This is a genomic window from Rhodopseudomonas sp. BR0M22, assembly GCF_010907035.1.
Lineage (GTDB): Bacteria > Pseudomonadota > Alphaproteobacteria > Rhizobiales > Xanthobacteraceae > Rhodopseudomonas.
On record NZ_QUMK01000053.1, the window covers coordinates 17461 to 40253 of the forward strand.

22 protein-coding genes, 1 tRNA gene and 3 pseudogenes are annotated in these 22793 nt (G+C 63.6%); 9 read left to right on the forward strand and 17 right to left on the reverse strand.

What is annotated here, in order from left to right:
* Window positions 1–29: 29 nt before the first annotated feature.
* Window positions 30–2417: an ATP-dependent Clp protease ATP-binding subunit ClpA gene (gene clpA / locus DY468_RS17115; RefSeq protein ID WP_164606000.1), complete on the reverse strand. Its 2388-nt coding sequence runs from the start codon at window positions 2415–2417 to the stop codon at window positions 30–32.
* A gap of 188 nt (window positions 2418–2605) precedes the next feature.
* A complete protein-coding gene (gene clpS, locus DY468_RS17120; protein ID WP_164606019.1) occupies window positions 2606–2935 on the reverse strand; it encodes an ATP-dependent Clp protease adapter ClpS in 330 nt (109 codons plus the stop codon).
* Between the two features lie 468 nt (window positions 2936–3403).
* Between clpS and DY468_RS17125 the strand changes: the two genes are divergently transcribed.
* Entirely contained in the window at window positions 3404–4855 is a 1452-nt protein-coding gene (locus tag DY468_RS17125) for a TadE/TadG family type IV pilus assembly protein (RefSeq protein WP_164606020.1), read from the forward strand.
* Between the two features lie 375 nt (window positions 4856–5230).
* Window positions 5231–6943 carry a serine hydrolase gene (locus DY468_RS17130; RefSeq protein WP_164606021.1) on the forward strand — a complete coding sequence of 571 codons (1713 nt, stop codon included), beginning with the start codon at window positions 5231–5233 and terminating at the stop codon, window positions 6941–6943.
* Between the two features lie 232 nt (window positions 6944–7175).
* On the opposite strand, the gene DY468_RS17135 is transcribed toward DY468_RS17130, so the two are convergent.
* The 3 genes from DY468_RS17135 to DY468_RS17145 form a co-directional block, all read right to left on the reverse strand.
* Window positions 7176–7904: a DnaJ domain-containing protein gene (locus DY468_RS17135; RefSeq protein ID WP_164606001.1), complete on the reverse strand. Its 729-nt coding sequence runs from the start codon at window positions 7902–7904 to the stop codon at window positions 7176–7178.
* A 53-nt stretch (window positions 7905–7957) separates the two neighbouring features.
* Window positions 7958–8704, reverse strand: coding sequence for a vWA domain-containing protein (locus DY468_RS17140; protein ID WP_164606002.1), 747 nt, complete (start codon window positions 8702–8704; stop codon window positions 7958–7960).
* Window positions 8705–8807: 103 nt separating this feature from the next.
* Window positions 8808–9623, reverse strand: coding sequence for an alpha/beta fold hydrolase (locus tag DY468_RS17145; protein WP_164606003.1), 816 nt, complete (start codon window positions 9621–9623; stop codon window positions 8808–8810).
* A 533-nt stretch (window positions 9624–10156) separates the two neighbouring features.
* Here DY468_RS17145 and panC point away from each other — a divergent pair.
* Window positions 10157–11008 (forward strand): pantoate--beta-alanine ligase, encoded by an 852-nt coding sequence (gene panC, locus DY468_RS17150; RefSeq protein ID WP_164606004.1) that lies wholly within the window; start codon window positions 10157–10159, stop codon window positions 11006–11008.
* An 18-nt stretch (window positions 11009–11026) separates the two neighbouring features.
* Here the strand turns inward: panC and DY468_RS17155 are convergent, their stop codons facing one another.
* The 4 genes from DY468_RS17155 to DY468_RS17170 all read right to left on the reverse strand — a co-directional run bounded on the left by DY468_RS17155 (window position 11027) and on the right by DY468_RS17170 (window position 13735).
* Complete coding sequence (locus DY468_RS17155) at window positions 11027–11446, reverse strand: DUF1489 family protein (RefSeq protein WP_164606005.1); 420 nt, start codon at window positions 11444–11446, stop codon at window positions 11027–11029.
* 36 nt (window positions 11447–11482) lie between these two features.
* Window positions 11483–12502, reverse strand: a complete 1020-nt coding sequence (locus tag DY468_RS17160) for a hypothetical protein (RefSeq protein WP_164606006.1) — start codon at window positions 12500–12502, stop codon at window positions 11483–11485.
* A 173-nt stretch (window positions 12503–12675) separates the two neighbouring features.
* A complete protein-coding gene (locus tag DY468_RS17165; RefSeq protein WP_164606007.1) occupies window positions 12676–12867 on the reverse strand; it encodes a hypothetical protein in 192 nt (63 codons plus the stop codon).
* Window positions 12868–13078: 211 nt separating this feature from the next.
* On the reverse strand, window positions 13079–13735 hold the full coding sequence (locus DY468_RS17170) for a glutathione S-transferase family protein (RefSeq protein WP_164606022.1): 657 nt from the start codon (window positions 13733–13735) through the stop codon (window positions 13079–13081).
* A 116-nt stretch (window positions 13736–13851) separates the two neighbouring features.
* Here DY468_RS17170 and DY468_RS17175 point away from each other — a divergent pair, with 116 nt between their 5' ends.
* On the forward strand, window positions 13852–14136 hold the full coding sequence (locus tag DY468_RS17175; protein ID WP_164606008.1) for a DUF3253 domain-containing protein: 285 nt from the start codon (window positions 13852–13854) through the stop codon (window positions 14134–14136).
* Window positions 14137–14144: 8 nt separating this feature from the next.
* On the opposite strand, the gene DY468_RS24800 is transcribed toward DY468_RS17175, so the two are convergent.
* From DY468_RS24800 to mgtE, 6 genes and pseudogenes are all read right to left on the reverse strand, one after another.
* Window positions 14145–14270, reverse strand: coding sequence for a hypothetical protein (locus DY468_RS24800; protein ID WP_502706234.1), 126 nt, complete (start codon window positions 14268–14270; stop codon window positions 14145–14147).
* Window positions 14271–14351: 81 nt separating this feature from the next.
* Window positions 14352–14729, reverse strand: a pseudogene (locus tag DY468_RS25025) (GNAT family N-acetyltransferase); the annotation flags it as partial.
* Window positions 14730–14788: 59 nt separating this feature from the next.
* Window positions 14789–15198: pseudogene (locus tag DY468_RS25030) on the reverse strand (helix-turn-helix domain-containing protein); the annotation flags it as partial.
* Window positions 15199–15286: 88 nt separating this feature from the next.
* The gene (locus DY468_RS17190; protein WP_164606011.1) at window positions 15287–16081 is read right to left on the reverse strand and encodes a YdcF family protein; all 795 of its coding nucleotides are present in this window, start codon (window positions 16079–16081) and stop codon (window positions 15287–15289) included.
* Between the two features lie 75 nt (window positions 16082–16156).
* Window positions 16157–16990: an aldo/keto reductase gene (locus tag DY468_RS17195; RefSeq protein WP_164606012.1), complete on the reverse strand. Its 834-nt coding sequence runs from the start codon at window positions 16988–16990 to the stop codon at window positions 16157–16159.
* Between the two features lie 200 nt (window positions 16991–17190).
* The gene (mgtE, locus tag DY468_RS17200; RefSeq protein ID WP_164606013.1) at window positions 17191–18612 is read right to left on the reverse strand and encodes a magnesium transporter; all 1422 of its coding nucleotides are present in this window, start codon (window positions 18610–18612) and stop codon (window positions 17191–17193) included.
* Between the two features lie 162 nt (window positions 18613–18774).
* Here mgtE and DY468_RS17205 point away from each other — a divergent pair, with 162 nt between their 5' ends.
* From DY468_RS17205 to DY468_RS17220, 4 genes are all read left to right on the forward strand, one after another.
* Entirely contained in the window at window positions 18775–19578 is an 804-nt protein-coding gene (locus DY468_RS17205; RefSeq protein WP_164606014.1) for a polysaccharide deacetylase family protein, read from the forward strand.
* 134 nt (window positions 19579–19712) lie between these two features.
* Window positions 19713–21032 carry a polysaccharide deacetylase family protein gene (locus DY468_RS17210; RefSeq protein WP_164606015.1) on the forward strand — a complete coding sequence of 440 codons (1320 nt, stop codon included), beginning with the start codon at window positions 19713–19715 and terminating at the stop codon, window positions 21030–21032.
* An 87-nt stretch (window positions 21033–21119) separates the two neighbouring features.
* Window positions 21120–21548, forward strand: a complete 429-nt coding sequence (locus DY468_RS17215) for an Xre family toxin-antitoxin system antitoxin (RefSeq protein ID WP_164606016.1) — start codon at window positions 21120–21122, stop codon at window positions 21546–21548.
* Window positions 21548–21889, forward strand: a complete 342-nt coding sequence (locus DY468_RS17220) for an RES family NAD+ phosphorylase (RefSeq protein ID WP_246701015.1) — start codon at window positions 21548–21550, stop codon at window positions 21887–21889. Before DY468_RS17215 ends, DY468_RS17220 begins: the two co-directional genes overlap by 1 nt.
* A gap of 230 nt (window positions 21890–22119) precedes the next feature.
* Here DY468_RS17220 and DY468_RS17225 read toward each other — a convergent pair.
* Window positions 22120–22204 (reverse strand) — tRNA-Leu (locus tag DY468_RS17225).
* Window positions 22205–22282: 78 nt separating this feature from the next.
* The gene (locus tag DY468_RS17230; RefSeq protein ID WP_011158713.1) at window positions 22283–22525 is read right to left on the reverse strand and encodes a FliM/FliN family flagellar motor switch protein; all 243 of its coding nucleotides are present in this window, start codon (window positions 22523–22525) and stop codon (window positions 22283–22285) included.
* 66 nt (window positions 22526–22591) lie between these two features.
* Between DY468_RS17230 and DY468_RS17235 the strand changes: the two are divergent.
* A pseudogene (locus tag DY468_RS17235) lies at window positions 22592–22793 on the forward strand (lipoyl(octanoyl) transferase LipB); the annotation flags it as partial.

Here is a 22793-nt window from a genome sequence, read left to right on the forward strand (position 1 = left end):
CTCTTTAATTGAGAACTCTTGTTTCAGGATCAGGCCTTCTCGACCTGATCCTTGATCTTGGGCTTCCGCGACGAGCCACGCTTCTTGGCTCCGCCGGGCAGGTTCTCCGGCTTCGGAGTCACCGGGCCGTCGAGGAACTCGAAGCCGATCTTCTCCAGCTCGACGCCGGCGACCGCCTCGTCCTTCAGCAGCACGACCTTGACGTGGCCTCCGCCCTTGAGCTGACCGAACAGCACCTCGTCGGCCAGCGGCTTCTTGATGTGCTCCTGGATCACCCGGGCCATCGGCCGGGCGCCCATCTGCTCATCGTAGCCGTGCTGCACCAGCCAGGCCTTGGCCTCGTCGGTCAGTTCGATGGTGACGTCACGGTCCGCAAGCTGAGCTTCGAGCTGCAGCACGAACTTCTCCACCACCATGCCGATGACGTCCGCATTGAGATGCGCGAACGACACGATCGCATCGAGACGGTTGCGGAATTCCGGCGCGAACTGCCGGTTGATCGCCTCGTGATCGTCGCCTTCCCGCTTGCTGCGGGTGAAGCCGAACGCCTGCCGCGCCAGATCCGCCGCGCCCGCATTCGTGGTCATGATCAGGATCACGTTGCGGAAGTTGACCTGCTTGCCGTTGTGATCGGTGAGCCGGCCGTGATCCATGATCTGCAGCAGCACGTTGTAAAGATCCGGATGGGCCTTCTCGATTTCGTCGAGCAGCACCACGCAATGCGGATGCTGATCGACGCCGTCGGTGAGCAGACCGCCCTGATCGAAGCCGACATAGCCGGGAGGCGCGCCGATCAGGCGCGAGACGGTGTGGCGCTCCATGTACTCCGACATGTCGAAGCGCAGCAGTTCGACACCGAGCGTCGAGGCGAGCTGTTTGGCGACTTCGGTCTTGCCGACGCCGGTCGGACCCGAGAACAGGTAGCAGCCGATCGGCTTCTCCGGTTCACGAAGGCCGGCGCGCGCCAGCTTGATCGACGCCGACAGCGACTCGATCGCCTTGTCCTGACCGAACACCACGCGCTTCAGGGTCTGCTCGAGATGCTTCAGCACCTCGGCATCGTCCTTGGACACGCTCTTCGGCGGGATCCGCGCCATGGTCGCGACGGTGGCTTCGATCTCCTTGATGCCGATCGTCTTCTTGCGCTTGTTCTCCGACAGCAGCATCTGCGCCGCGCCGGATTCGTCGATCACGTCGATCGCCTTGTCCGGCAGTTTCCGGTCATGGATGTAGCGCGACGACAGTTGAACCGCCGACTCGATTGCCTCGTTGGTGTACTTGAGCTTGTGATAGTCCTCGAAGTACGGCTTCAGCCCCTTCAGGATCGCAATCGCGTCTTCGACCGTCGGTTCGTTGACGTCGATCTTCTGGAAGCGCCGCACCAAGGCACGGTCCTTCTCGAAGTGCTGACGGTATTCCTTGTAGGTCGTCGAGCCCATGCAGCGGATGGTGCCTGAAGCCAAGGCAGGCTTGAGCAAATTCGAGGCATCCATCGCTCCGCCGGACGTCGCTCCGGCGCCGATCACGGTGTGGATCTCGTCGATGAACAGGATCGCGTTCGGGTGGGCTTCGAGCTCCTTCAAGACCTGCTTGAGGCGCTCTTCGAAGTCGCCGCGATAGCGCGTGCCGGCGAGCAGCGTGCCCATATCGAGCGAGAACACGGTGGCGGCGGACAGCACCTCCGGCACCTCGCCGTCGACGATGCGCTTGGCGAGGCCTTCGGCGATGGCCGTCTTGCCGACGCCGGCTTCGCCGACGAACAGCGGGTTGTTCTTCTGCCGGCGGCACAGCACCTGGATCGCACGGCTGATCTCGGCATTGCGCCCGATCACCGGATCGATCTTGCCGTCCCGCGCCTTCTTGTTGAGGTTGACGCAATAGGTCTCGAGGGCGTCGCCCTTCTTCTTGGCGTCGTCGCCGCCCTTGGCCTCGGTCTCCTCGTCGACCCCGCGCACCGGGCGCGCTTCGGAGACGCCCGGGCGCTTGGCGATGCCGTGGCTGATGTAGTTGACCGCGTCGTAGCGCGTCATATCCTGCTCCTGCAGGAAGTACGCGGCATGGCTCTCGCGCTCGGCGAAAATCGCGACCAGCACATTGGCGCCGGTCACTTCTTCACGACCTGAGGATTGGACGTGGATCACGGCGCGCTGAATCACGCGCTGGAAGCCGGCCGTGGGCTTGGCGTCTTCGGAGCCGTCGGTAACGAGATTCTCGAACTCGGTTTCGAGATAGTTGACCAGACTGGTACGCAGCTTGTCGAGATCGACGCTACAGGCACGCATCACGGCCGCAGCATCGGAGTCGTCCACCAGTGACAGCAACAGGTGTTCGAGGGTTGCGTATTGGTGGTGCCGCTCGTTGGCGATGGCAAGCGCGCGATGGAGGGATTGCTCAAGGCTTTGCGAAAATGTCGGCATTGCGTCCTCTGTGTCCCCCGCTGATCATGATCGCCGCTGCTCCGTGACGCAACAACAACCTTTCCAGATATAGTGTCCAAACCTGATCGCGGAAGACCGGTTCCGTATCAGTGTGTTCACCAGCAGGCCCGGGAAAACCCGCCTCCTTTCGCGGATGCAAGACCCATTCCGACTTCAGCCGCGCGCTGTTATTTTTTCTCCATCACGCATTGCAGAGGGTGCTGGTGCTTTCGGGCGAAATCCATCACCTGCGTCACCTTGGTCTCGGCGATCTCGTAGGTAAAGACGCCGCATTCGCCGATCCCATGGTGATGGACGTGGAGCATCACCTTGGTGGCCGCCTCGACATCCATCTGGAAGAACTTCTCCAAAACGTGGACGACGAATTCCATCGGCGTGTAATCGTCGTTCAGGATCAGCACGCGATACAGGTTCGGGCGTTTGGTCCGAGGCTTGGTCTTGGTGATGACCGACGTGGACGGTGTATTCGGGCCGGCGCGCCCGCCGTCCCCGGCCATCAGGATCGGGCGGGTCGTCGGATCGCCAGCAGCGCCGGCAAAATCATGGCTCAGAGACGGGTGCAGCATGGCTTTCGGTATTTGAACCCCCAGGGAACTTCCCAGACACCGGAACCGCGACCTGCGGTCAAGCCGCAAAGCGCCGGCGACGCGCGCGGCGCCGCGGCTCCGGCACGACGCAGCGGCGGAATACGGTAAATATGGGTCGAGTGCGGTTTTGCTGCAAGCAGGGAGATTCCGGAGGCTGCTCCCCGCTCAGGAGTCCACGAAGCTGCGCCTCGCCGGAACGCGGTTAACGGCAGGTTCTGCAGTTGCCGCGGATGGGGACGACCGCGTTCAGACGCGATCAATCATGCGCCGCGCTTGTCGGGCATTTGTGGCGCAGTTTAGCGAGTTTCGGCACATCATTTTACGCGCCGTTTATCCATGGCGACCGATCCTGCGACCGAATCAGGATCGGTGACCGCCATGTCTTTTACTTCTCTCATCTCGCGGCTGGAGCGCGACGCTGCCCGTTTTCGTAGCGCCGATGGCGGCAACATCGCGGTCATCTTCGCCATCGCCCTGCTTCCAATGCTGGGGTTCGTCGGCGCGGCGGTCGACTATTCTCGCGCCTCACGGGCGCGGACAGCGATCCAAACCGCGCTCGACTCTACCGCCCTGATGGTCGCCAAAGACCTCACCAGCGGAAAGATCGACGCGTCCAGCGTTCAGAGCGCGGCCAATACTTATTTCAAGGGTCTCTATAACAACACCGAGGCGGCGAACATCGCCGTCACCGCGGCGTACACCCCCAAGACATCGTCCGAGAATGCCAAACTCATCGTCAACGGCTCAGGTTCGGTCACCACCGAGTTCATGAAGGTGATGAACATTGCGACGATGAACGTGGGCGCGTCGTCGACCACCACCTGGGGCGGCACACGGCTCCGCGTGGCGCTGGCGCTCGACGTCACCGGCTCGATGGACAGTGCGGGCAAGCTCACGGCGATGAAAACCGCCGCCAAAAAGCTCATCGACACGCTCAAGGCGACCGCTACTACCAAGGAGGACGTCTACATCTCGATCGCGCCGTTCAACGTCATGGTCAACGTCGGCACCGGCAACAAGAATGCCACCTGGCTCGACTGGGACACGAGCTACGGAAGCTGCAAGTCGAAATACACCACGAAGAACACCTGCCAAGCGGGCGGCGATAATTGGAGTAATCGATCCGGCACATGCAGTTCGACGAAAACTCTGAAGAGCGCATGCGAGGCAGGCGGTCACACATGGAACGCCAGCAACGTCAACAATTGGACGGGTTGTGTCACCGACCGCATCCAGAACTACGACACCACCAAGACGGCTCCGACGACGACCAACCCTGACACTCTATTCCTGGCACAAAATTATTCGGACTGCAGGGCGTCGCTGCTGCCGATGAAATCGGCCTATGAGGCGACCGAATCAGATTCGTCGACCGACACCACCACACTGAAAGGCCGCATCAACACCCTCACCGCGCAGGGAGGCACCAATCAGGCGATCGGCATGTTCTGGGCGTGGATGACGCTGCAGTCGACGGCACCGCTGTACACGCCGGCAAAGGACTCGGAATACAAATATACCGACGCAATCGTCCTGCTGTCAGACGGCCTGAATACCAAGGACCGCTGGTACGGCAACGGCTATGATCCGTCGCCCGAGGTCGATGCCCGACAGAGGATTTTGTGTGACAACATCACCACCAAGGTCAATTCCGTTCCGGAGACCACGATTTACACCATCCAGGTCAACACCAGCGGCGACCCGGTCTCTTCGGTCTTGAAGTATTGTGGCTCGACCGGCGGGTTTTTCTCGACCACGACCGCGTCCGGCATCCAGGACGCCTTCCAGGAGGTCGGAGCCTCGCTCACCAAGCTGCGTCTCTCGAAATAGGCCAGCATCACCCCCGTGCCGGCCCTATCCGACCCGGGCTGCGTCTCCCGTGAAGATAGGCCGCTCGCGTCGCGGAGCGGTCCGCCGGCAGCCGCACCGCATTGCAGCATGGGGTTCGATCCCTTCGAATCCTCGGCATCGGCGCAACAGATGCTTAACCTTTTCGAAACCGCCCGCTCCTAACCTCATCCCCTAAACATTCGCGCTCGCCGAACAAAAGCCGCGTCAATTCAGCCGCTTACCGATTCCATCGGCATGGCCGCTGGTGCCGGGCAAGCGGGTGATTCCAACGCTGGACTGACATGTCGCCGGGGCGGACGGGCATAATTTTGCCTCACGGACCGGTGAATGATGACAAATCGGACGGGGACGTTCATGCACCGCAATAATTTGTTCCGCTCGCGGGCCCTGCGAGTCTGCGTGCTCGGCTTGGCCACGATCTCCGCTGCGGTGATCTTCACGACCGACAACGCCGATGCGCGGCGGCGCCACAAGCATCATTCCCGTCACCACGTCGAGCGCAACGCTTATAATCCCGCCTTTGCGTCGATCATTGTCGACGGCAATTCCGGCGCGGTTCTGACCGCGACCAATCCGGACAGCTTGCGCCACCCGGCATCGCTCACCAAAATCATGACCCTGTACCTGCTGTTCGAGAAGCTCGAACAGGGCAAGCTCAGCCTCGACAGCGAGATGGAAGTGTCCGAGCACGCTTCCGAGCAGGCTCCGACCAAGCTCGGGCTGCGTCCCGGATCGACGCTGCGGGTCGAAGACGCGATCAAGGGCCTCGTCACGCGCTCGGCCAACGACGCCGCGGTGGTGATCGCCGAGGCGGTCGGCGGCAGCGAGAGCGACTTCGCCCGGATGATGACGCGCAAGGCGCGTGCGCTCGGCATGTCCCGCACCGTGTATCGCAACGCGTCCGGCCTTCCCAACGACGAACAGGTCACCACCGCGCGGGACCAGTCGATCCTCGGCCGCGCCATTCAGGACCGCTTCCCCCGCTACTATCGCTACTTCTCGACCAGCGTGTTCACCTATCGCGGTCAGGCGATCCGAAACCACAACCGACTGCTGGGGAACGTCGAAGGCGTCGACGGCATCAAAACCGGCTACACCCGCGCGTCTGGCTTCAACCTCGTCACCTCGATGCACCGCGGCAACCGCTTCCTGGTCGGCGTCGTGCTCGGCGGTCGCAGCGGCGGCTCGCGCGACGCCATCATGCGCAATCTGCTCGCGGAGAATCTGGAAAAAGGTGCGACGCGCCGCACGGTCGCCGCGATCACCGAACGCTCCTCGGGGGCGGACGATACGGAAGTGGCCGAGAACACCCGCACGGCTCCCGCGGTCCAGGTCCAGGGCGCCGTTCAGGTCGCGTCGGCAACTCCCGAAGCCGTGCTTCCGACGCCGCGTCCTGCGGTGCCGCTGACGCGATCGGCCGCCGCGCCGGAGCCGAAGCCGGAGCCCGGCCCGTTCAACAGCGGTAGCCTCGAAACCAAGCCGCTGGTCATCATTCCGGGATCGGCCGAACCGATGAAGCCGGTGCGGGTCAAGACCGTGCAGGTCAAATCCGCTCCGATCAAGCTGGCCTCAGCGGTCGCCGCGCCCCCGGTCACCAACACTATTCCGTCGGCCCGTCGCGACCCGGCCGAAACTTCGGACGCCGCCATTGCCCGAACCGAGACGATCCAGCAGCCCGCCGGACATGGCACGGGACAAGGATTGCTCGGCGTGCTCCCGGCCGCCGTTCTGCCGCCGAAGAACACGCAGGCTATGGCCTACGCCGACCCCGCCACCGTTCCTGCCGTGCAGCAGCAAGGCGCGATCAAGACGGTGTCCCACACCGGATGGATCATTCAAGTCGGCGCAATGGAAAGCGAAACCGAAGCGCGCAAGCGGCTCGAAGCGGCGCGCGAACGCGCCAGCGGGTTGCTCGGCAAGGCCGACCCGTTCACCGAGACCGTCTCCACCAAGGGTGATCGCAAGCTCTATCGCGCACGCTTCGCCGGGCTCGAACGCGATGAAGCCGAAGCCGTCTGCCGCAAGCTGAAACGCTCCGACATCTCCTGCTTCACCATCAAGAACTGATCGCTGCCGCACAGCGGCTTACAGATTACAGAGCGAACGCGACCGGGCCGTCCCGGTCGCGTTTTGCGTTTCTGGCTGCCCGCCCGTTCACCCGCACGCAGGGCGGGAAACCACTCGTCAATGATTAACCGATAAAAATGGAGGCAATGGCCACGCCGAAACGGCGGGCATTGGCGTCACGACGGGTCTCAGGGCACTCGCGGTCTGTAGCGTTTAGTTGCGTTGCTGGAGTTTAGCTGCGATGCGTTCGAAGCAAGGTATCCTTGGCCGCGTTTACGCGGGCGGCAAGGTACGTCGACCCCCCTTGGTCGGGATGCAATTTCTTCATGAGGGTACGGTGCGCGCGCCCGATCTCGTCCGCCCCCGCACCCGGCTGCAGGCCAAGGATCTCATAGGCTTCCTCGGTCGTCATTTTAATGCCCGACGCCTGGCTACGCTGCCCCCCTGCCGCATCTCCATGCGCGTTCTGACGCCAAGCGGGAAACCGGCGGTCCAGATAGCTTTCAAGTAGCGCACAGCTCTCGGCATCGAAGCCGGACAGCATCGCGGCGAGCTGGCCGAGGTCGAATTCGTCCAGAGACCGGCCGGCATTTGGGCCGGCCAGGACGCGCCCGGTCATCGCGCCGCTGTCGTGGTCCAAGACCATTTCGAGATAGTGCGACCGCACCGTCGAGGCTTGCCCGCGCGACCTTGCGCCTGCGCCGCCGAACAGCCCGCCGAAATTGCCGAAGCCGGCATTCTGCAGCGGCGTCCAGCCCAGCAGCCCCGCGCCGAACAGGCCGAGCGGAATCGCGACTGCAAGTTCGCCCTTGGCGCCGGTAAACAGCGCTGCCGCCAGCGTCACAATACCGCCAGCGATCTTGAGCGCCCGCGCCAGCACCGCCGGATTGGCGGAGCGGTACATCTGCAGCAGCGTGTAAATGACGAAAACGGCGATGGCGCCGGCAATCAACGTAGGCATGGTCGGAATATAGGGCGATCATGCCGAAAAAGCACGACGCCGCACTCTTCTCGCTACCGCATCTGCCCGAGCAGCAATGCCGCGCCGCCACCGCTTGCGGCCAGCCGCTGTAGCGCCTCGCGGCCGCCTGCCGCGTATGCGGCGGCGGCACGGAGAAGCTGACGGAGCTGCTCCGCAGCCCCCGGATCGAACCGGCACCAAGCCCCGCCGCTGAGACGGGCTATTTCGCGGAACGTCTGCTCGGCGACCGGGTCGACGCCCTCCTGGAAGACGAAGACAGGCACCTTGAGCATCCCGAGTTCACCGGCCTTGGCGCAGAGCTCGTCCGCGGCCTCTTCCATCGCATCACCGACGAAGACGACCGCCCGCACCCCGGCGCTGACCGCTTCGCGGCGGGCGTCGGACAGCACCCGGCCGATCTGTGTGTGACCACCGCGGCAGTCGATCTTGCCCATCAGCCGCGCCAATTCGGCGCCGGATGAAATCCACCCCGACGCCCTGCACTCGTTCATCCCGCAATAATAGACGAGCCGGACATCCAAATTGCCGATCGCCTCAGCCTCGCGAAACATGTCGGCCTGGAGCGCACACGCCATATCCCAAGTCGGTTGCCGGCTCATGGTGGCGTCGAGCGCGAACACCAGACGGCCACGCGCCCCTGCGCTTCCAGGCGCCATCGCCCGCGCCTTGGCGACGAACGCCGCGATCTCATCCGACGATGACGAGGCCGCGGGCATGCGCCCGGCCTGTTGCGTCTGCAAGGACGGATCGGTCGAAGATCGGGTGGGGTCTCGGGGCATCGGACTCGCTTCGGTTCGGCGAGTCGTATGTGGCGACGACAAGATCGACGGTCAATGCGGAAGACTGGTTCTGCAAAAACCGTCCGAGCCAGGCGAGCAAGGACTATCTCGCAGCAACCACTCTGCGTGCTGGCTGACTGGACTGACCGGCAGATTGACCGTCGAGGAACCGATCGAGCGACGCTGCAATCGCATTCTTGACCGCATCGGGCCCGCGATCACTCATCTCAGTGTGCTGGAAACCGGTCTTCACGACCGTGATGCCGGCCTTGTCGCAAACGTCCTGCGCCGGGATCACGCCAGGATCCGTCTTGAAAACCGGATCGTGCGAACGGAACGTCAGCGTCTTGAACCGACCGTCGACCATGAACGGCACGCGCAGATTATCCAGCGTCACCACGCGCCTGATCCGGTCGGGATGAAGCTGCGCGTAGTACATCGAGATATCGCCGCCGTTGGAGTGCCCGACCATCGTCAGATGCTGATAGTCGGCGTTCGGGACGATGGCCTTCAACTTCGCGATCGCAAAGTCGATATTGGCGACGCCTCTTTGGTAAACCGGCAGCCGCCCGACATAGGGCTCGCCCACCTTGGTCATCAGCGGGGCGTCGCTCGGCAGATCGTGCTGGATGCTGACTGCGAGATAGCCGCGCACCGCAAATAGATTGGAAAGGAACGAGTACTCCGTGAATTTCACGGTATTACCGTGATTGAGCACGGCGACCGGGAGCTCCGCCAAACCGGCTTCGGCCTGCATCTCTTTGTCGCGACGGACCGCGATCGCGATTTCGACCGGCCGTTGCCTGGACGTGTCGAAGAACGTCAGAGTCTGGTGACGGATCGCCCACTTCGAGGCAGTCAAGTACGCGACCGATGATACGACGCACAGCGCCAGAAGAACTGTGATTCCGCGGGTCATCATTCATCCCGTGTCGGTCAGCGGCCCACGCCCAGGGACGACCGACAACGCGACTATAAATCACAGCCACATGACAGGAAGATCAAAGATTAGCAGATTACCGCTTCGTCATTGTGCAATTGCACAAGCCCCCGTCAGCAGGTGCCGGCAGCTTTCTCGACCGACTGCAGGTGGTCGGAACTCCTTCCAACCCGCCTTCCCGCACGCTGACGCCGTGCTACGTTCTGCCGCCGATGCGACAGTCCATGCCGGGACCAATTAGCTAAGCGCCGGCGCGATACACGCGACGAGCGTCGGCATCGGCGGCGCCGCGGGCGAGAAAATTGCGTCGGACGGACGGCAACAGAGGTTGCGAGCTGCTTTGCGATGAATCCGAAGCCGACCGGACGGCCACGATCGAACTCAGCCTGGGGCTGAAGCCGGGCTCGCAGCCCCCCGTCCAGGTGGCGATCAGCGGCGGGGCTTGATAAGATCGGATTCCTTCCCGCCGCCGCTAACGCGGCTTGTCTCCGCTGACCGCGATCGAGCCTTTGATGTCCCGTCCTCCCGTTGTCGCCCGCACCCTCCCTGCCCTTCGCCGCGCGCTCGCCGAGCTCCGCCGACGCGACGCCAGCGTCGCGCTGGTGCCGACCATGGGCGCGCTGCACGACGGCCATCTGTCGCTGGTGCGACTGGCCAAGCGCCGCGCCGACAAGGTGATGGTGTCGGTTTTCGTCAACCCGACCCAGTTCGCACCCCACGAGGACTTCGGCTCCTATCCGCGGACCTTCAAGGCCGATGCCGCCAAGCTGGCCGCGGAGAACGTCGACCTGATCTGGAATCCCGACGTCAAGGTGATGTACCCGGACGGCTTCGCCTCCAGGATCTCGACCGAAGGCCCCGCAGTCGCAGGCCTCGAAGACCGCTTCCGCCCGCACTTCTTCGGCGGCGTCGCCACGGTGGTCGGTAAGCTGTTCATCCAGTGCCGGCCGGACGTCGCAATCTTCGGCTCGAAGGACTTCCAGCAGCTTCGCGTGGTGACGCGGATGGCCGCCGATCTCGACCTCGGCGTCAAGGTGATCGGCGCACCGACCGTGCGCGAGCGCGACGGCCTCGCGATGTCGTCGCGCAACGTCTATCTGTCGGCGGAAGAACGGGCGGTGGCGCCGACACTGTACCGAGCCATGAAGGATGTGGCCAAGCGCGCGAAAGCCGGCAAGAGCATCGCGTCGTCGCTCGCCGCAGGAGCCGAACAGATCACCGCGGCAGGCTTCGTGCTCGACTATCTCGAAGCCCGCCACGCCGAATCGCTGGCGCCCGTCAAATCGCTCAAGGATGGGCCGGTCAGGCTGCTGGTCGCCGCCAAGCTCGGCAAGACCCGGCTGATCGACAATATCGCGGTGTAAGGCGCACGGGCCCTACGCCTACAGTAAGCCAAGCTCGCGCAACTCGCGGCGCATCGCCTCCGGCATCGCCGCGATCCCCTCGGCAGCCTTGCCGAGGTCCGGCGGGGCGTCGGCTGCGGCGAGATAGCGCCAGCCTTGGAACGGCCGCATCGGCCGCGGGCTGACCGGATGCACCTCCGGCTCCAGCACCAGCCGGCAGCGGCTGACGCCGTCACCGTCGCGAAACGGCTCGATCGCGACCAGTCTCTCGCGCGCTGCGATCTCGCCGCGGATCACCCAATACAGCGACCCACCATCCAGCAATTCAGCGTCGCGCTTCGGAACCATGCGGGTGATGTGGACGTGCGGACCAGCCCGTCTGCCGCGCTCCGCAACACGTTCGGTCAAATCCTTCACCGACTCGCAGCCGACCGCGAGCTTGATGAGATGCAGTGCCATCGCCTTGGAACATCCTGATGCGGCGAGTGCCGCAGATCAGTTATCCGAGTTGACCGCTCCGGGCGCAAGCTGCACCGGCGCAGACGGCTTCGGCTTGGGGGGCGTCGGCGGACGTTTGGCTGCAGGTGCAGGCGCGGCCGCAGCGTTGTTATGGGCCGCTGGCGAAGCCGTCGCAGTCGGCTGCCTCTTGGCGCTTGCGGAAGGATTGGCCTTGGGCGCAACGCCATGGGCCGCCGGAGCGGCGGCGCCCTGCCCCGGTTCCGGAGACATGATGTTGACGGGAGGAATCGAGGCCGAGGTCGGAAAATCGATGTCCGTCGGCTTGCCGCTCGGCGCCTCGGTGACGCCTGCCAGTCCGGGAGCCAGTCCCGGCGTCGTCTGTGCCGAACCGGCGCTGCCGGCGACCGCAGCGACGGGCGCACCCCAGCTCGTGGCGTAGCGGGTTAAGGTCGTTTCGTACAGATGACCAGCCATGTTCGCTGCGATCCGGCTGCTGTCGGAGAGCGAATGGAAGGCCGCGCATTCGCTGGCCTGACAACGCTCCTGCGACGCCAGCACATAGGCGATCAAGCCGTAGCGATCGCGCTCGACGGCACGGCGCAGCCGGGCCAGTTCCGGCGTCATCCGCTTGTCCGCAGCGGCGACGTCGCCGACCGCCGTGAGCCGCGCGACTTGAGCGGAAGCATAGGACACAGCAGCCGCGACAGTTTCAGGCGAACTGAACAGCGCCCGCTCACACGCGGACAAAACCATGTCGCCGGCAAGGTCGTCGATGCAGGCCAGCGCCGGGATGGCCGGCCCATTTCCCCCCGCCGCAATAGGAGCAGCATCGCCAAAGGCGCTTCCGGGAGTCCGATACAAAGCATAGCCGGCCAATCCGATCGCGCCGAGCGTGATGACGACCAGCGCGCCATTGGCAACCGATTTGTCCGCGCGGAGCAGCGCAATCAGAACCAGCAAAGCGACGACGACCGCCACCGCGACGGTGGCCAAGATTGGAAAATTCGGTGAATGCAAAATTCGGTCGAACGGCGCCGACCAAGCAGCCAAATCCATGCGCGTTGTCCCCTGAACGCCTGTCCGGCGACTCAACACCGGCTTTACGACCAAAATAGGCGCAAGACTTGACGAAGCGCATCCGAGATCGCTGTCCCGGCCCCGGAAGGCGTCAGGACAGCGATGATGATCTCAGAGACTGTTATGTCGTTGGAACAAAGACGATGCGAGGCTCAGCAGACGCTGAGCTGGCTCTCCTTGGCGACACGTTCGAACGCCTCGGAGATATTCTTGATACGGTACTGACAATCAGACCCGTCGGTCGGGAGCAGCCGGATGATTTCATACATGCCGCTGGCTGCCGGACGGGCAACGTTGCTGGCGGTAAAATAGACGGATTCACCTACCACGAACTTGTGCTTCAACGCTCAACTCCTGCGCCATTTGAATACCGATCTATCCCTTGTGGCCGGGTGTGACCGGTTCCCCTAGCCCCGCGCACCTATAGCACGGAAGGGGCTTCTCTGGCCAGTGCTTCACGCATGGCTGGCGCCCCGATTTTGCTGATTTTTCAGCGATCTAGGCGCAAACCACGAGGTGTTTGCAGCGATTGGGAATGAATCCCCGGCTGGCGGCTCAGCCGACCTCGAACTTGTCGATGATCCAACTTTCGGCGAGCGCCGCCTGAGTCCACTCCTGGAACGCCGGCAGCGCCATCATCACTTGCATGTAGCCTTGGACGATCGGATCGACCTCCACCGCATAGATCCGAAACCGATGCACGACCGGAGCGAACATCGCGTCAACCGCCGTGAAGCGGCCAAACAGGTACGGCCCGAACATCCCATAGCGGTGGCGGCAGTCGATCCAGATCTGCTGTACCCGGGCGATGTCGGCGCGCGCGGCGTCCGAGAGCGGCTTGGCGGCGACCGGTCGGTGGATGTTCATGCCGCACTCGCTCCGGAGTGCAGCGAAGCCCGAGTGCATCTCCGCCGATACCGACCGCGCATGAGCCCGTGCGGCCACGTCGTCGGGCCAGAGCTGGGCTTTGGGAAAGCGCTCGGCAGCGTACTCGATGATCGCCAGCGAATCCCAGATGGTGACGTCACCATCGACCAGCACAGGCACCTTACCGGCTGCCGTAAAGGCGAGGATGCGCCGTTTGTCGGCGTCGCCCGTGTAGAGCGGGATCACGACTTCGTCGAACGCAATCCCGGCGGCCTTCAGCGCGATCCAGGGCCGCATCGACCATGACGAGTAGTTCTTGTTGCCGATCACCAGCGTCCGCGCCATCGCCGAAAACTCCTTCATCCCCGCAGTCGTGCGTCCCACGATAATCAATCCACCACGGTTGCGGCTGTCAATCAGTCGAGGTTGCGGCGTACAGACCAATGCGGCACTGCATTGCGATGACCCCTCACGATTCGGCCCCCGCCACCGCTTCGCCCGTCTCCGTCCTGGAAGACGACATTCTCGCCGTGTTGAACAAGGCCGGACACGGCACGCTCAGCGCGCCGGAGATTGCCCATCAGCTCCGCCCCGACGGCGACTGGCATGGCCTTTTGATGCCGATCCGCCGCGCCGCCGTCGCGTTGGCGCTGGAGGGCCGGCTGGTCATCTACCGCAAAGGCAAACCGGCCGATCCGAACGACTTCCGCGGCGTCTACCGGCTCGGCCTGCCGCGCCACGACTGACGCCTGCGCTAACGTGACGGCAGCAGCGACGTGGTCTTGCCGCCGAGGCGATAGGCGAGCAGCCCCGCCCATTCGTGCACCGCAACGTCGGTGCGCGCCAACCCAGATGCCAGCGTCGAGAACGGCAGCGCCATGTCTTTTCCAGCATTAGACGTCTCCCTCGAGCCCGCGCCGATAGCAGTTTCGAGTAGTCGATATTCATGATTGTCAGCTTGACCTCGTCCGACCTCGACGAAGCCGTTTGCTAAGTAGAATGCTAATGCCGCTCTGTTTGCGGAGACACATTTAAGTTGGTATCGAACCGACCTCCATCCAGGCAGAGCCGAGAGGAGCGAGCGCCCGATCCCGCGCCCTACATGGCGTGGATCGACATGCAGATGGTGGATAAAATTGCTTGGCTGCCATACTGAACTGAACCCCGTAAGGCGGTCACCATCTGCGGAGATCGTTATTGTCTCACCGTCGGTTTCCTTATCGAAATCTTCGAGAGCAAAAATGGAAGGCATCTCCCAAACAAAAGCCGCTCGTCGAGATCTCAAAAACAGATCTCGTAGGTCAGGCAAATCGCGCAGTTCTGCGGGTCTTATGATCATTGCTTGCGGCTCCTGTCCTCATTTTCTGACAACATCGCGATCAGGCTTGACCCGCGCCGGCGGCACCATTGCGTGCGGCGCCGGGCACCGTCCGGACGGCTTTGCTCCGCGGCGATCAGCGTCTTTTTTTTGTGACTGAGCTTGGCGTGGCGGACGACTCCCACACCGACCGATAATCCACCTTCAAGCCGCGCTCGCCAAGCTCAGCGACCAGGCCGCGCAACGTGAAGTACGCTTCACGGCACCGCCGCAGCAGACAATCTTCATCGGCGCCCGCGATCTTGCACGGCTTGTAGCCGCCGATCTTGTCCGGTTCGACGCTGCCGGTCCGGCGGAACCGCCGAACCCACAGAATGGCCGTACTGATCCCGACTCCAAATTGTGCCGCCGCCTGATGGCACGACAGGCCACCTTCGATCACCGCCCCAACAACCCGCTCACGCAAATCAGACGAATAGGCTCGTCCCATCCATGCTGACCTCCTCCAGCCAGCATGTTGAATCAGAACAATTCCGATCTGGAAATCCAAAACCGATTCAGTCTGAAATCATCCAGCTCTAACGTGACGGCAGCAGCGCCGTGGTCTTGCCGCCGAGGCGATAAGCGAGCAGCCCCGCCCATTCGTGCACCGCAACGTCGGTGCGCGCCAACCCAGACGCCAGCGTCGAGAACGGCAGCGCCATGTCCTCGGGCCCGCGCGTTCGCCAGTCCACCGGATAGGCAACGACATCGAATCCGGCATCGCGAAACGCGATCATCGACCGGGGCATGTGGAACGACGACGTCACGAGCAGCCACAACTCGCCCGGCTTGGGAGACACCAGAGCGCGCGTGTAGACTGCGTTCTCCGCCGTGGTCCGCGACTTGTCCTCCAACACGACACGATCGGCGGCGATACCGAAGCGCTTCAGCAGCTCGCCGGCGATCGGAGCTTCGGCCGCCGACCGCTGGATCAGATTGCCGCTGCCCCCGCTATAGACGATCCGCGCCTGCGGATAGCGTCGCGCCAGATCGAGAGCGGCAAAGACTCGTTCGGCCGACGCATCGAGCTCGAGTGCATTGCGCGCGGCGCTGACTTCGGAGTTGATCGCTCCGCCGAGCACGATGATCCCGTCGGGCGCCCGACCGGTGTCCTGCCACGCTGGAAACCGTTCCGACAGCGACAGCATCAGCAAGTTGCCGAGCGGCGAATAGCCGGCGATCAGAAGCAGGACGACGCCCGCGACCAGCAGGGCCCGCCCTGCCCGCCGCCATCGCGTCAGCAACAGAACTACGCCCACCGTGCAAATCAACGCGATCGTGTTCGACGGATGAACAAAGAAGCCGAGAACCTTGGAAAGAAGGAAGAACATCGCTCACCACCGCACGGACGATCCTCTCCGGGAGGTGCGGGATTTCGGTCGCGGGGTCAACGGCGACGGGAGGTTTCAGTCCCACGCCGGCGCAGTCGCCGTGGTGGTCAGCCGTCCCTTGGAGCTGCCGAGCGTGAAGATCTCCTGCATCTCCGGCTCCGACAGCTCGAAATCGAAGACGTCGATGTTCTGCGCCAGCCGCTCCAGCCGTGAGCTGCGCGGGATCGCGGCAACGTTCTGCTGGATCAACCAGCGCAGACACACCTGAGCGGCAGTCTTGTCGTGGGCTGTGCCGATCTTGGTCAGGACTTCGCTTTTCTTGGCGTTGCCGCGGGCGATCGGACTGTAGGCGACCAGCGCCAGACCGTGCGACCGACAGGCGGCGAGCACCTTTTGCTGGTCGAGAAACGGATGATACTCGACCTGATTGCACACTAGCGGCGCCGGGCAGACCGCAACGGCCTCGGCAAGCAACGCGACCGTGAAGTTCGAGACCCCGATATGCCGCGTCAGTCCGAGCTCGCGCACCCGCGCCATCGCACCGAGCGTTTCGGCCAATGGCACATGCGAGTTCGGCCAGTGCAGCAGCAGCAGATCGACTTCCGACAACCGCAGCTTGACCAGGCTTTCCTTGGCCGAGCGGATCAAATCGTTCGGTGCGAAATGCGTCGTCCAGACCTTGGTGGTGACGAAGATCTGTTCACGGCGGATGTGGGAATTGCGGATGCCCTCACCGACATCGCGCTCATTGGCATAGATCTGCGCGGTGTCGATATGGCGATAGCCGAGCCGCAACGCCTGCTCGACGGTCCGCGAGCAGACATGTCCGCTTAGTTCCCAGGTACCTAGCCCAAGTGCAGGGATCCTGGCTCCGTGGGCCTCGATGAAATGCGCTTCGGCGGTTTCCATGGCGATCGTCTCGCATTTCGGTCACGCAGACTGATCTTTAACAATATGAACCGATCGCGCTCCACTGCCAATCGTCGCAGTGCAACGAGCTTACCAATTTGTTCCAGACCGCAGCGAACTGGCTGCCGGGATATCGCGATCACCAGCTTGGCTCGGCGACTATTCACAAACAATGGAACCGCCGGCCACAGAGTAGCGACTTACTTCAGTCCGAACCACAACGTCGCGATGCCGAGGAAGGAAAAAAAGCCAACCACGTCGGTCACGGTGGTCACGAAAGTACCTGAAGCCACCGCGGGATCGGCGCGCATCCGCTCTAATGCCATTGGTATTAAAATGCCCCCGAGCGCGCCTGCGATCAGGTTCGCGATCATCGCCAGCGCGATGACGATGCCGAGGCCGGGCACCTTGAACCAGGCGTAGGCGGCAATGCCGGTAATCAGAGCGAAGGCCACGCCGTTGACCAGTCCGACCAGCGCCTCGCGCATCACCACCCGGACCGCGTTCCATGGGCCGAGCTCGCGGGTCGCCAGAGCCCGCACGGCCACCGTCATGGTCTGGGTCGCGGCATTTCCGCCCTGGCTGGCGACGATCGGCGCCAGGACCGCCAGCGCCACCATCTGCTGCAGCTGATCCTCGAACAGCCCAAGCACCGAAGAGGCCAGAAACGCAGTCGCGAGGTTGACCAGCAGCCAGTTGAACCGGCCACGCGCGATCGTCCAAACCCGGTCGGACAGCTCTTCGTCGCTGGTCACACCGCCGAGCGCTTTGAGGTCTTCGTCGGCTTCTTCTTCGATCACGTCGACGACGTCGTCGATGGTGATCACGCCGACCAGCCGGTTTTGACCATCGACGACCGGCGCAGCGACGAGGTTGTACTTCCCGAACAGCCGCGCCACTTCCTCTTGATCTTCATCGACCGATACTTTGCGACGATCCTCGTCGACCAGTTCGGTCAGAGCGACATTGCGGTGCGAGCGGAGCAGCCGGTCGAGCGACACCGCGCCCTGCCAATGATTGACGCCGTCGACGACGTAGATCTCGTAGAACCGCTCCGGTAATTTCGCTGTCTCGCGCATGAAGTCGATCGCTTCGCCGACCGTCCAATCGCGCGGCACCGCGATGAAATCGGTCTGCATCCGCCGGCCGGCAGAGTTCTCCGGATAATCCAGACTCCGCTCCAGTGCGTCGCGTTCGGACGGCGGCAGCTTATCGAGGATCTCCTCCTGATCCTCTTCGTCGAGCACCTGCAGCAGTTCGACGGCATCGTCGGAATCCAGCTCGCGAACGCCCTCGGCGACGGCCTCCGGCTCGAGCTCTTCGAGAATCTCCTCGCGGACGGTTTCGTCGACTTCGTTCAGCGCCGAGAAGTCGAAATCAGCTCCGGTGAGTTCCACCAACCGGACGCGCTGGTCGGATTCCAGGGCCTCGATCAGATCGCCGAGGTCGGCCTCGTGCAGTTCCGACACCAGCCCACGCAACCAGACCGCATCCTCGGCGTTGATCGCCTGCGACACCGCCTCCACGAAGCCAGCCCGCAAATCGCCATGGTCGTCGCGCATCGCGTCGTGGTCGAGCGCAGCCAAATCGGGTCGCACGACCGCGTTCACATCATCGGTCATGAGGGCCCCCTACGGGTTTTACTGGTTGCAGATGGCAGCCGGCGTCGGGCAAGATGCACTGTCGGGCGACGGCTCGAATGCTCGTGGCAATAACCAATCGGTGAAGCAAAGCGCAATGATAATCGTGACACCCTGCAACAATCCGCTGGCCGGGAGGGTGTCGTGATCGTCGCGCGCACCGCAGCTGCATTGCTGGTCCTCACCGCACTCTGCGGGACTGTTCACGCTGCCGAGTGTCCGCGTCCGGGAGCGCTCGGCACGTCCCGCGTGCTGACCGTCGATGCGGCCACCTATCCGCGGGTCGGCCTGAAGAGCTTTCCGCAGACGTTGCCGCTCGACGACCACGAAATCGTACTCACTTTCGACGACGGTCCGGCAGCCACGACTCCCGCCGTGCTCAAGGCGCTTGCGGACGAATGCGTCCGTGCCACGTTTTTCCTGGTCGGTAAGCCGGCTTCCGGCATGGGCGATATGGTGCGACGGATCGCGGCCGGCGGTCACACCATCGGCCATCACACCTACACGCATCAGCATCTGTCGGCGCTCAGCTATGACGACGCCCTGACCGAGATCGACCGCGGTATCGCCGCCGATGAAGCGGTGATGCGCGCCAAAGGCATTCCGGTGCCGACAACCCGGTTCTTCCGCTTCCCGTACTTCGAATCCACTCCGGCCCTGCTGGACAATCTGCAGGCGCGCGGAATCCCGGTGTTCGGCGCCGATCTGTGGGCCAGCGATTGGAAGCCGATGACGCCGGACGAACAGCTCAAGCTGATCACCGAGCGCCTCACCGCTGCCGGCCGCGGCATCATCCTGTTTCACGATCCCCGCAAGCAGACCGCCGAAATGATTCCGGCGTTCCTGCATTGGCTGCGGGAGAACCATTATCGCGTGGTGCATGTGGTGCCGGCGGGCGCCCCGGGGCACGCCGTCGCGTCGGATACGCATAGCCGCACTGCACGCTGAATCGGCCTTCCGGTCCCAGAAATGCCATGGAACCTTGAACGGTTAAGCGGCCGTTCACGACGTTGAATCTAGTTTGGCCGAATGGGGCCGAACGTCGTGATCCGTGCTGTCGGTCGCGTGAAGGCGGTGCACTGTTGATTGAACGTTCGTTGCGGATCTCCTCGTTGTTCGGCGCGGCCTGTGTCGCTGCTGCGCTGGCCCTCCCCCTCGATCCGGCTCGCGCCGCCGGCTGCCCCGGCAATCCCGATGCGCTCGGGACCTCTCGCACGCTGGTCGTCGACCCGCTCGAGCATCCGCGGATCGGGACGATGCAATATCCCGAGACGCTGCCGCTGCGCGACCACGAGGTGGTACTCACCTTCGACGACGGGCCGTTGCCACGGGAAAGCAATCAGATCCTCGACATTCTGGCCAAGGACTGTGTCAAAGCGACGTTCTTCGTGGTCGGGCGGATGGCGAAGACGTTTCCCGACGGCGTCCGCAAGCTGCGCGACGCAGGCCACACCATCGGCACCCACAGCCAGAATCACCCGCTGAGCTTCAACCGCATGACGGTGGAGCAGGCCCAGCAGGAGGTCGACCAAGGCATCGCTTCGACGCTCGCCGCGCTCGGCGGCGACCGCGCGGCGCTTTCGCCGTTCTTCCGCATTCCCGGACTGCTGCGCGCCGAGGCCGTCGAAGGCTATCTCGCCTCGCGTGGGATCCAGACGTGGAGTGCGGACTTCCCGGCCGACGACTGGCGCCATGTGTCGCCCGACACCGTGTTTCATCTGGCCATGAGCCGGCTGGCCGCCAAGGGCAAAGGTATCTTGCTACTGCATGATATCCAGCCCCGCACAGTGGCGGCGCTCCCGCGCATTCTGCAGGCGCTGAAAGCAGGCGGCTACAAGATCGTGCATGTGGTGGCGGCAACGCCGAACCTGCCGAAGACACCGACCACGCCCCAGGAGTGGCGGCTGCACCCCGCGCCGGAGACCGTGGCGCGCGTGCGCTGGCCCAAGGTCCCACGCTTCGTCTTCGCCAACGAACAGATGCTGCCCGTTCCCGAGATTGCGGATATCGGCCTGGATCGCGGTCGTTTGCTTCCGGGCAGCGTGCCGATCCGGTCGAGTCGTCTGGCGCGGGACCAAGTGCCGACGCCGCAGCGCTCGCCGTGGCCACGACAGACCTCGATCGAATCGCCGGACAACCTGATCGCCCTGCCGGTGCCGTCGGCAAGCCTGTTCGCGATTCCCGAGCGCAGTACTCCGGCGATCCGTGCCATGGTCCCGGTGAAGGCGGATCGCGCCGCGCGCCAAGCGCCGCGGCTGGTCCGCAACGTCAGCGAGCGGTCGACCTCGATCGATATCGGAGCCGCCGCACGCCCGATCGCCGGCAGCGTCGGCATCGCCCCGGAAGGCCTGCAGCGCGGTCCGCTCGACACCGGCAGCCGCCCTCGCCCGCTCAATCACTGATTCGGGTTACCCGCACCCAGCCCTTGCCGTCCGGCAATTCGCCAATAACTTGATGGCACATTGCCGACGCTCTGGGCGGAGCGAACGATGTCCATCATCGAAACAATCGCGGATAAGCTCGGCGGCAAGCCGGTGCTCGGTACAACGGTTCGCTCTCAGGCTGAGCTGGCCATGGTGGTCCGCAACCGTCTCCCCCTCGCCGCCCTCCAGGGATTGAGCCGCGCCGGGCTGAGCGATCAGGAAATCGAGCAATTCGTCATCCCGCAGCGGACTCGCCGACACCGCGCCGAGCGCAATCAGCCGCTCACGATCGACGAATCCGACCGAGCCGTCCGCCTGCTGCGCATTCAGAGCCTCGCCGAGGATACATTCGGCGCGGACAAGGCCAGCCTCTGGCTTCGCCGCCCTCTGGCTGAGTTGGCCGGCGAAACACCCCTGACCGTGGCACAAACCGAGGCTGGCGCTAGGCTGATCGAGATGGTGCTCGGCAAGATCGCTTGGGGCGCTGCCGCCTGATGCGCCTGTGGCGACTGTCGCTCACCCGTCACGCTCGGGCGTTCGACGGCGGTTATGGACTGCTCTTCGACGGCCGCTGGAATACGGTCGGTCGGCCCGTCACCTCCTGCGCGACATCGCCGGCCCTCTGTGTTCTGGAGAAGCTGGTGCACGTCGAAGACCCGCAGCTGCTCCCCGAGCCGATGTTGGTGCGCTACGAAGCACCGGACGAGCTGTCGGTCGACGAGGTGCCACTTTCCGCCCTTCCGGTAGATTGGCGACGTCGAGAGAGCTGGACGCAGCAGTGCGGTGATGCGTGGCACGCTTCGCTCACAGCCCACTGCTGCGGATGCCGTCCGTGATCGTCCCAATCGAGGGATCACCGGATTTGAACGTTCCGATCAACCACAGGCATCCTGACGCGGAGCGGATCAGAATCGCAGCAATCGAGCCGTTTGCCCTCGATCCCCGCCTGTTCTGACGATCGAACTCCGGCATCCGAATGCCAACGTCGTTGCGGCTCTTATGCGAGAGACCAAGTCGTAAGACTGTTTGGGAAAGCTGCACCGAGCAGCACGGGCCAGCGCGGAAGTGGTGCGCTCGGAGGGACTCGAACCCCCACGATTTTACTCACTGCCACCTCAAGGCAGCGCGTCTACCAATTCCGCCACGAGCGCTTGGGACCGGGTTCGGGCATCGCCGACCGGATCGACGGCGCCCATTTAACAAAACAATGATCAGGCCACAAGGCCAGATCACCGTCGATCTGGGGATCGCGGCAACATCTGTTTGACCTCGACCGCAATTCGGTTGCGATCCACCAAAACCATGCCGGAAGCGATCGGCATGTTGTTGGCGAGGATCTTGACCTCGTCGGCTTCGGTGGCGTCCAGTTCGATGATCGCGCCGCGGCTCAGCCGCAGCACCTGGTGGATCGGCATCGAGGTGGTCCCGAGAACCACCATCAGATCGACGGAAACTTTATCGAGTGTCGGCACTGGAACCCGGACTGACTTGCCTGAGGAACGAAGACGTGGTCGACCACACCACGTTATGGTTATCCAATGATTAACGTCTCGACTTCCCCCCGCCAGACGCTGGATTGGACCGCTCTGAAGCCCGCTGACGGCTCGCCGCCGGTGGAATGGCGCATTTCCGATTCGCCCGTGCCCTATCCGGAGGCGGTGGCGGCCATGGAGGCACGGGCCGCGGCGATCGCTGCGGGAGACGCGCCCGAGCTGGTCTGGCTGCTGGAGCACCCGCCGC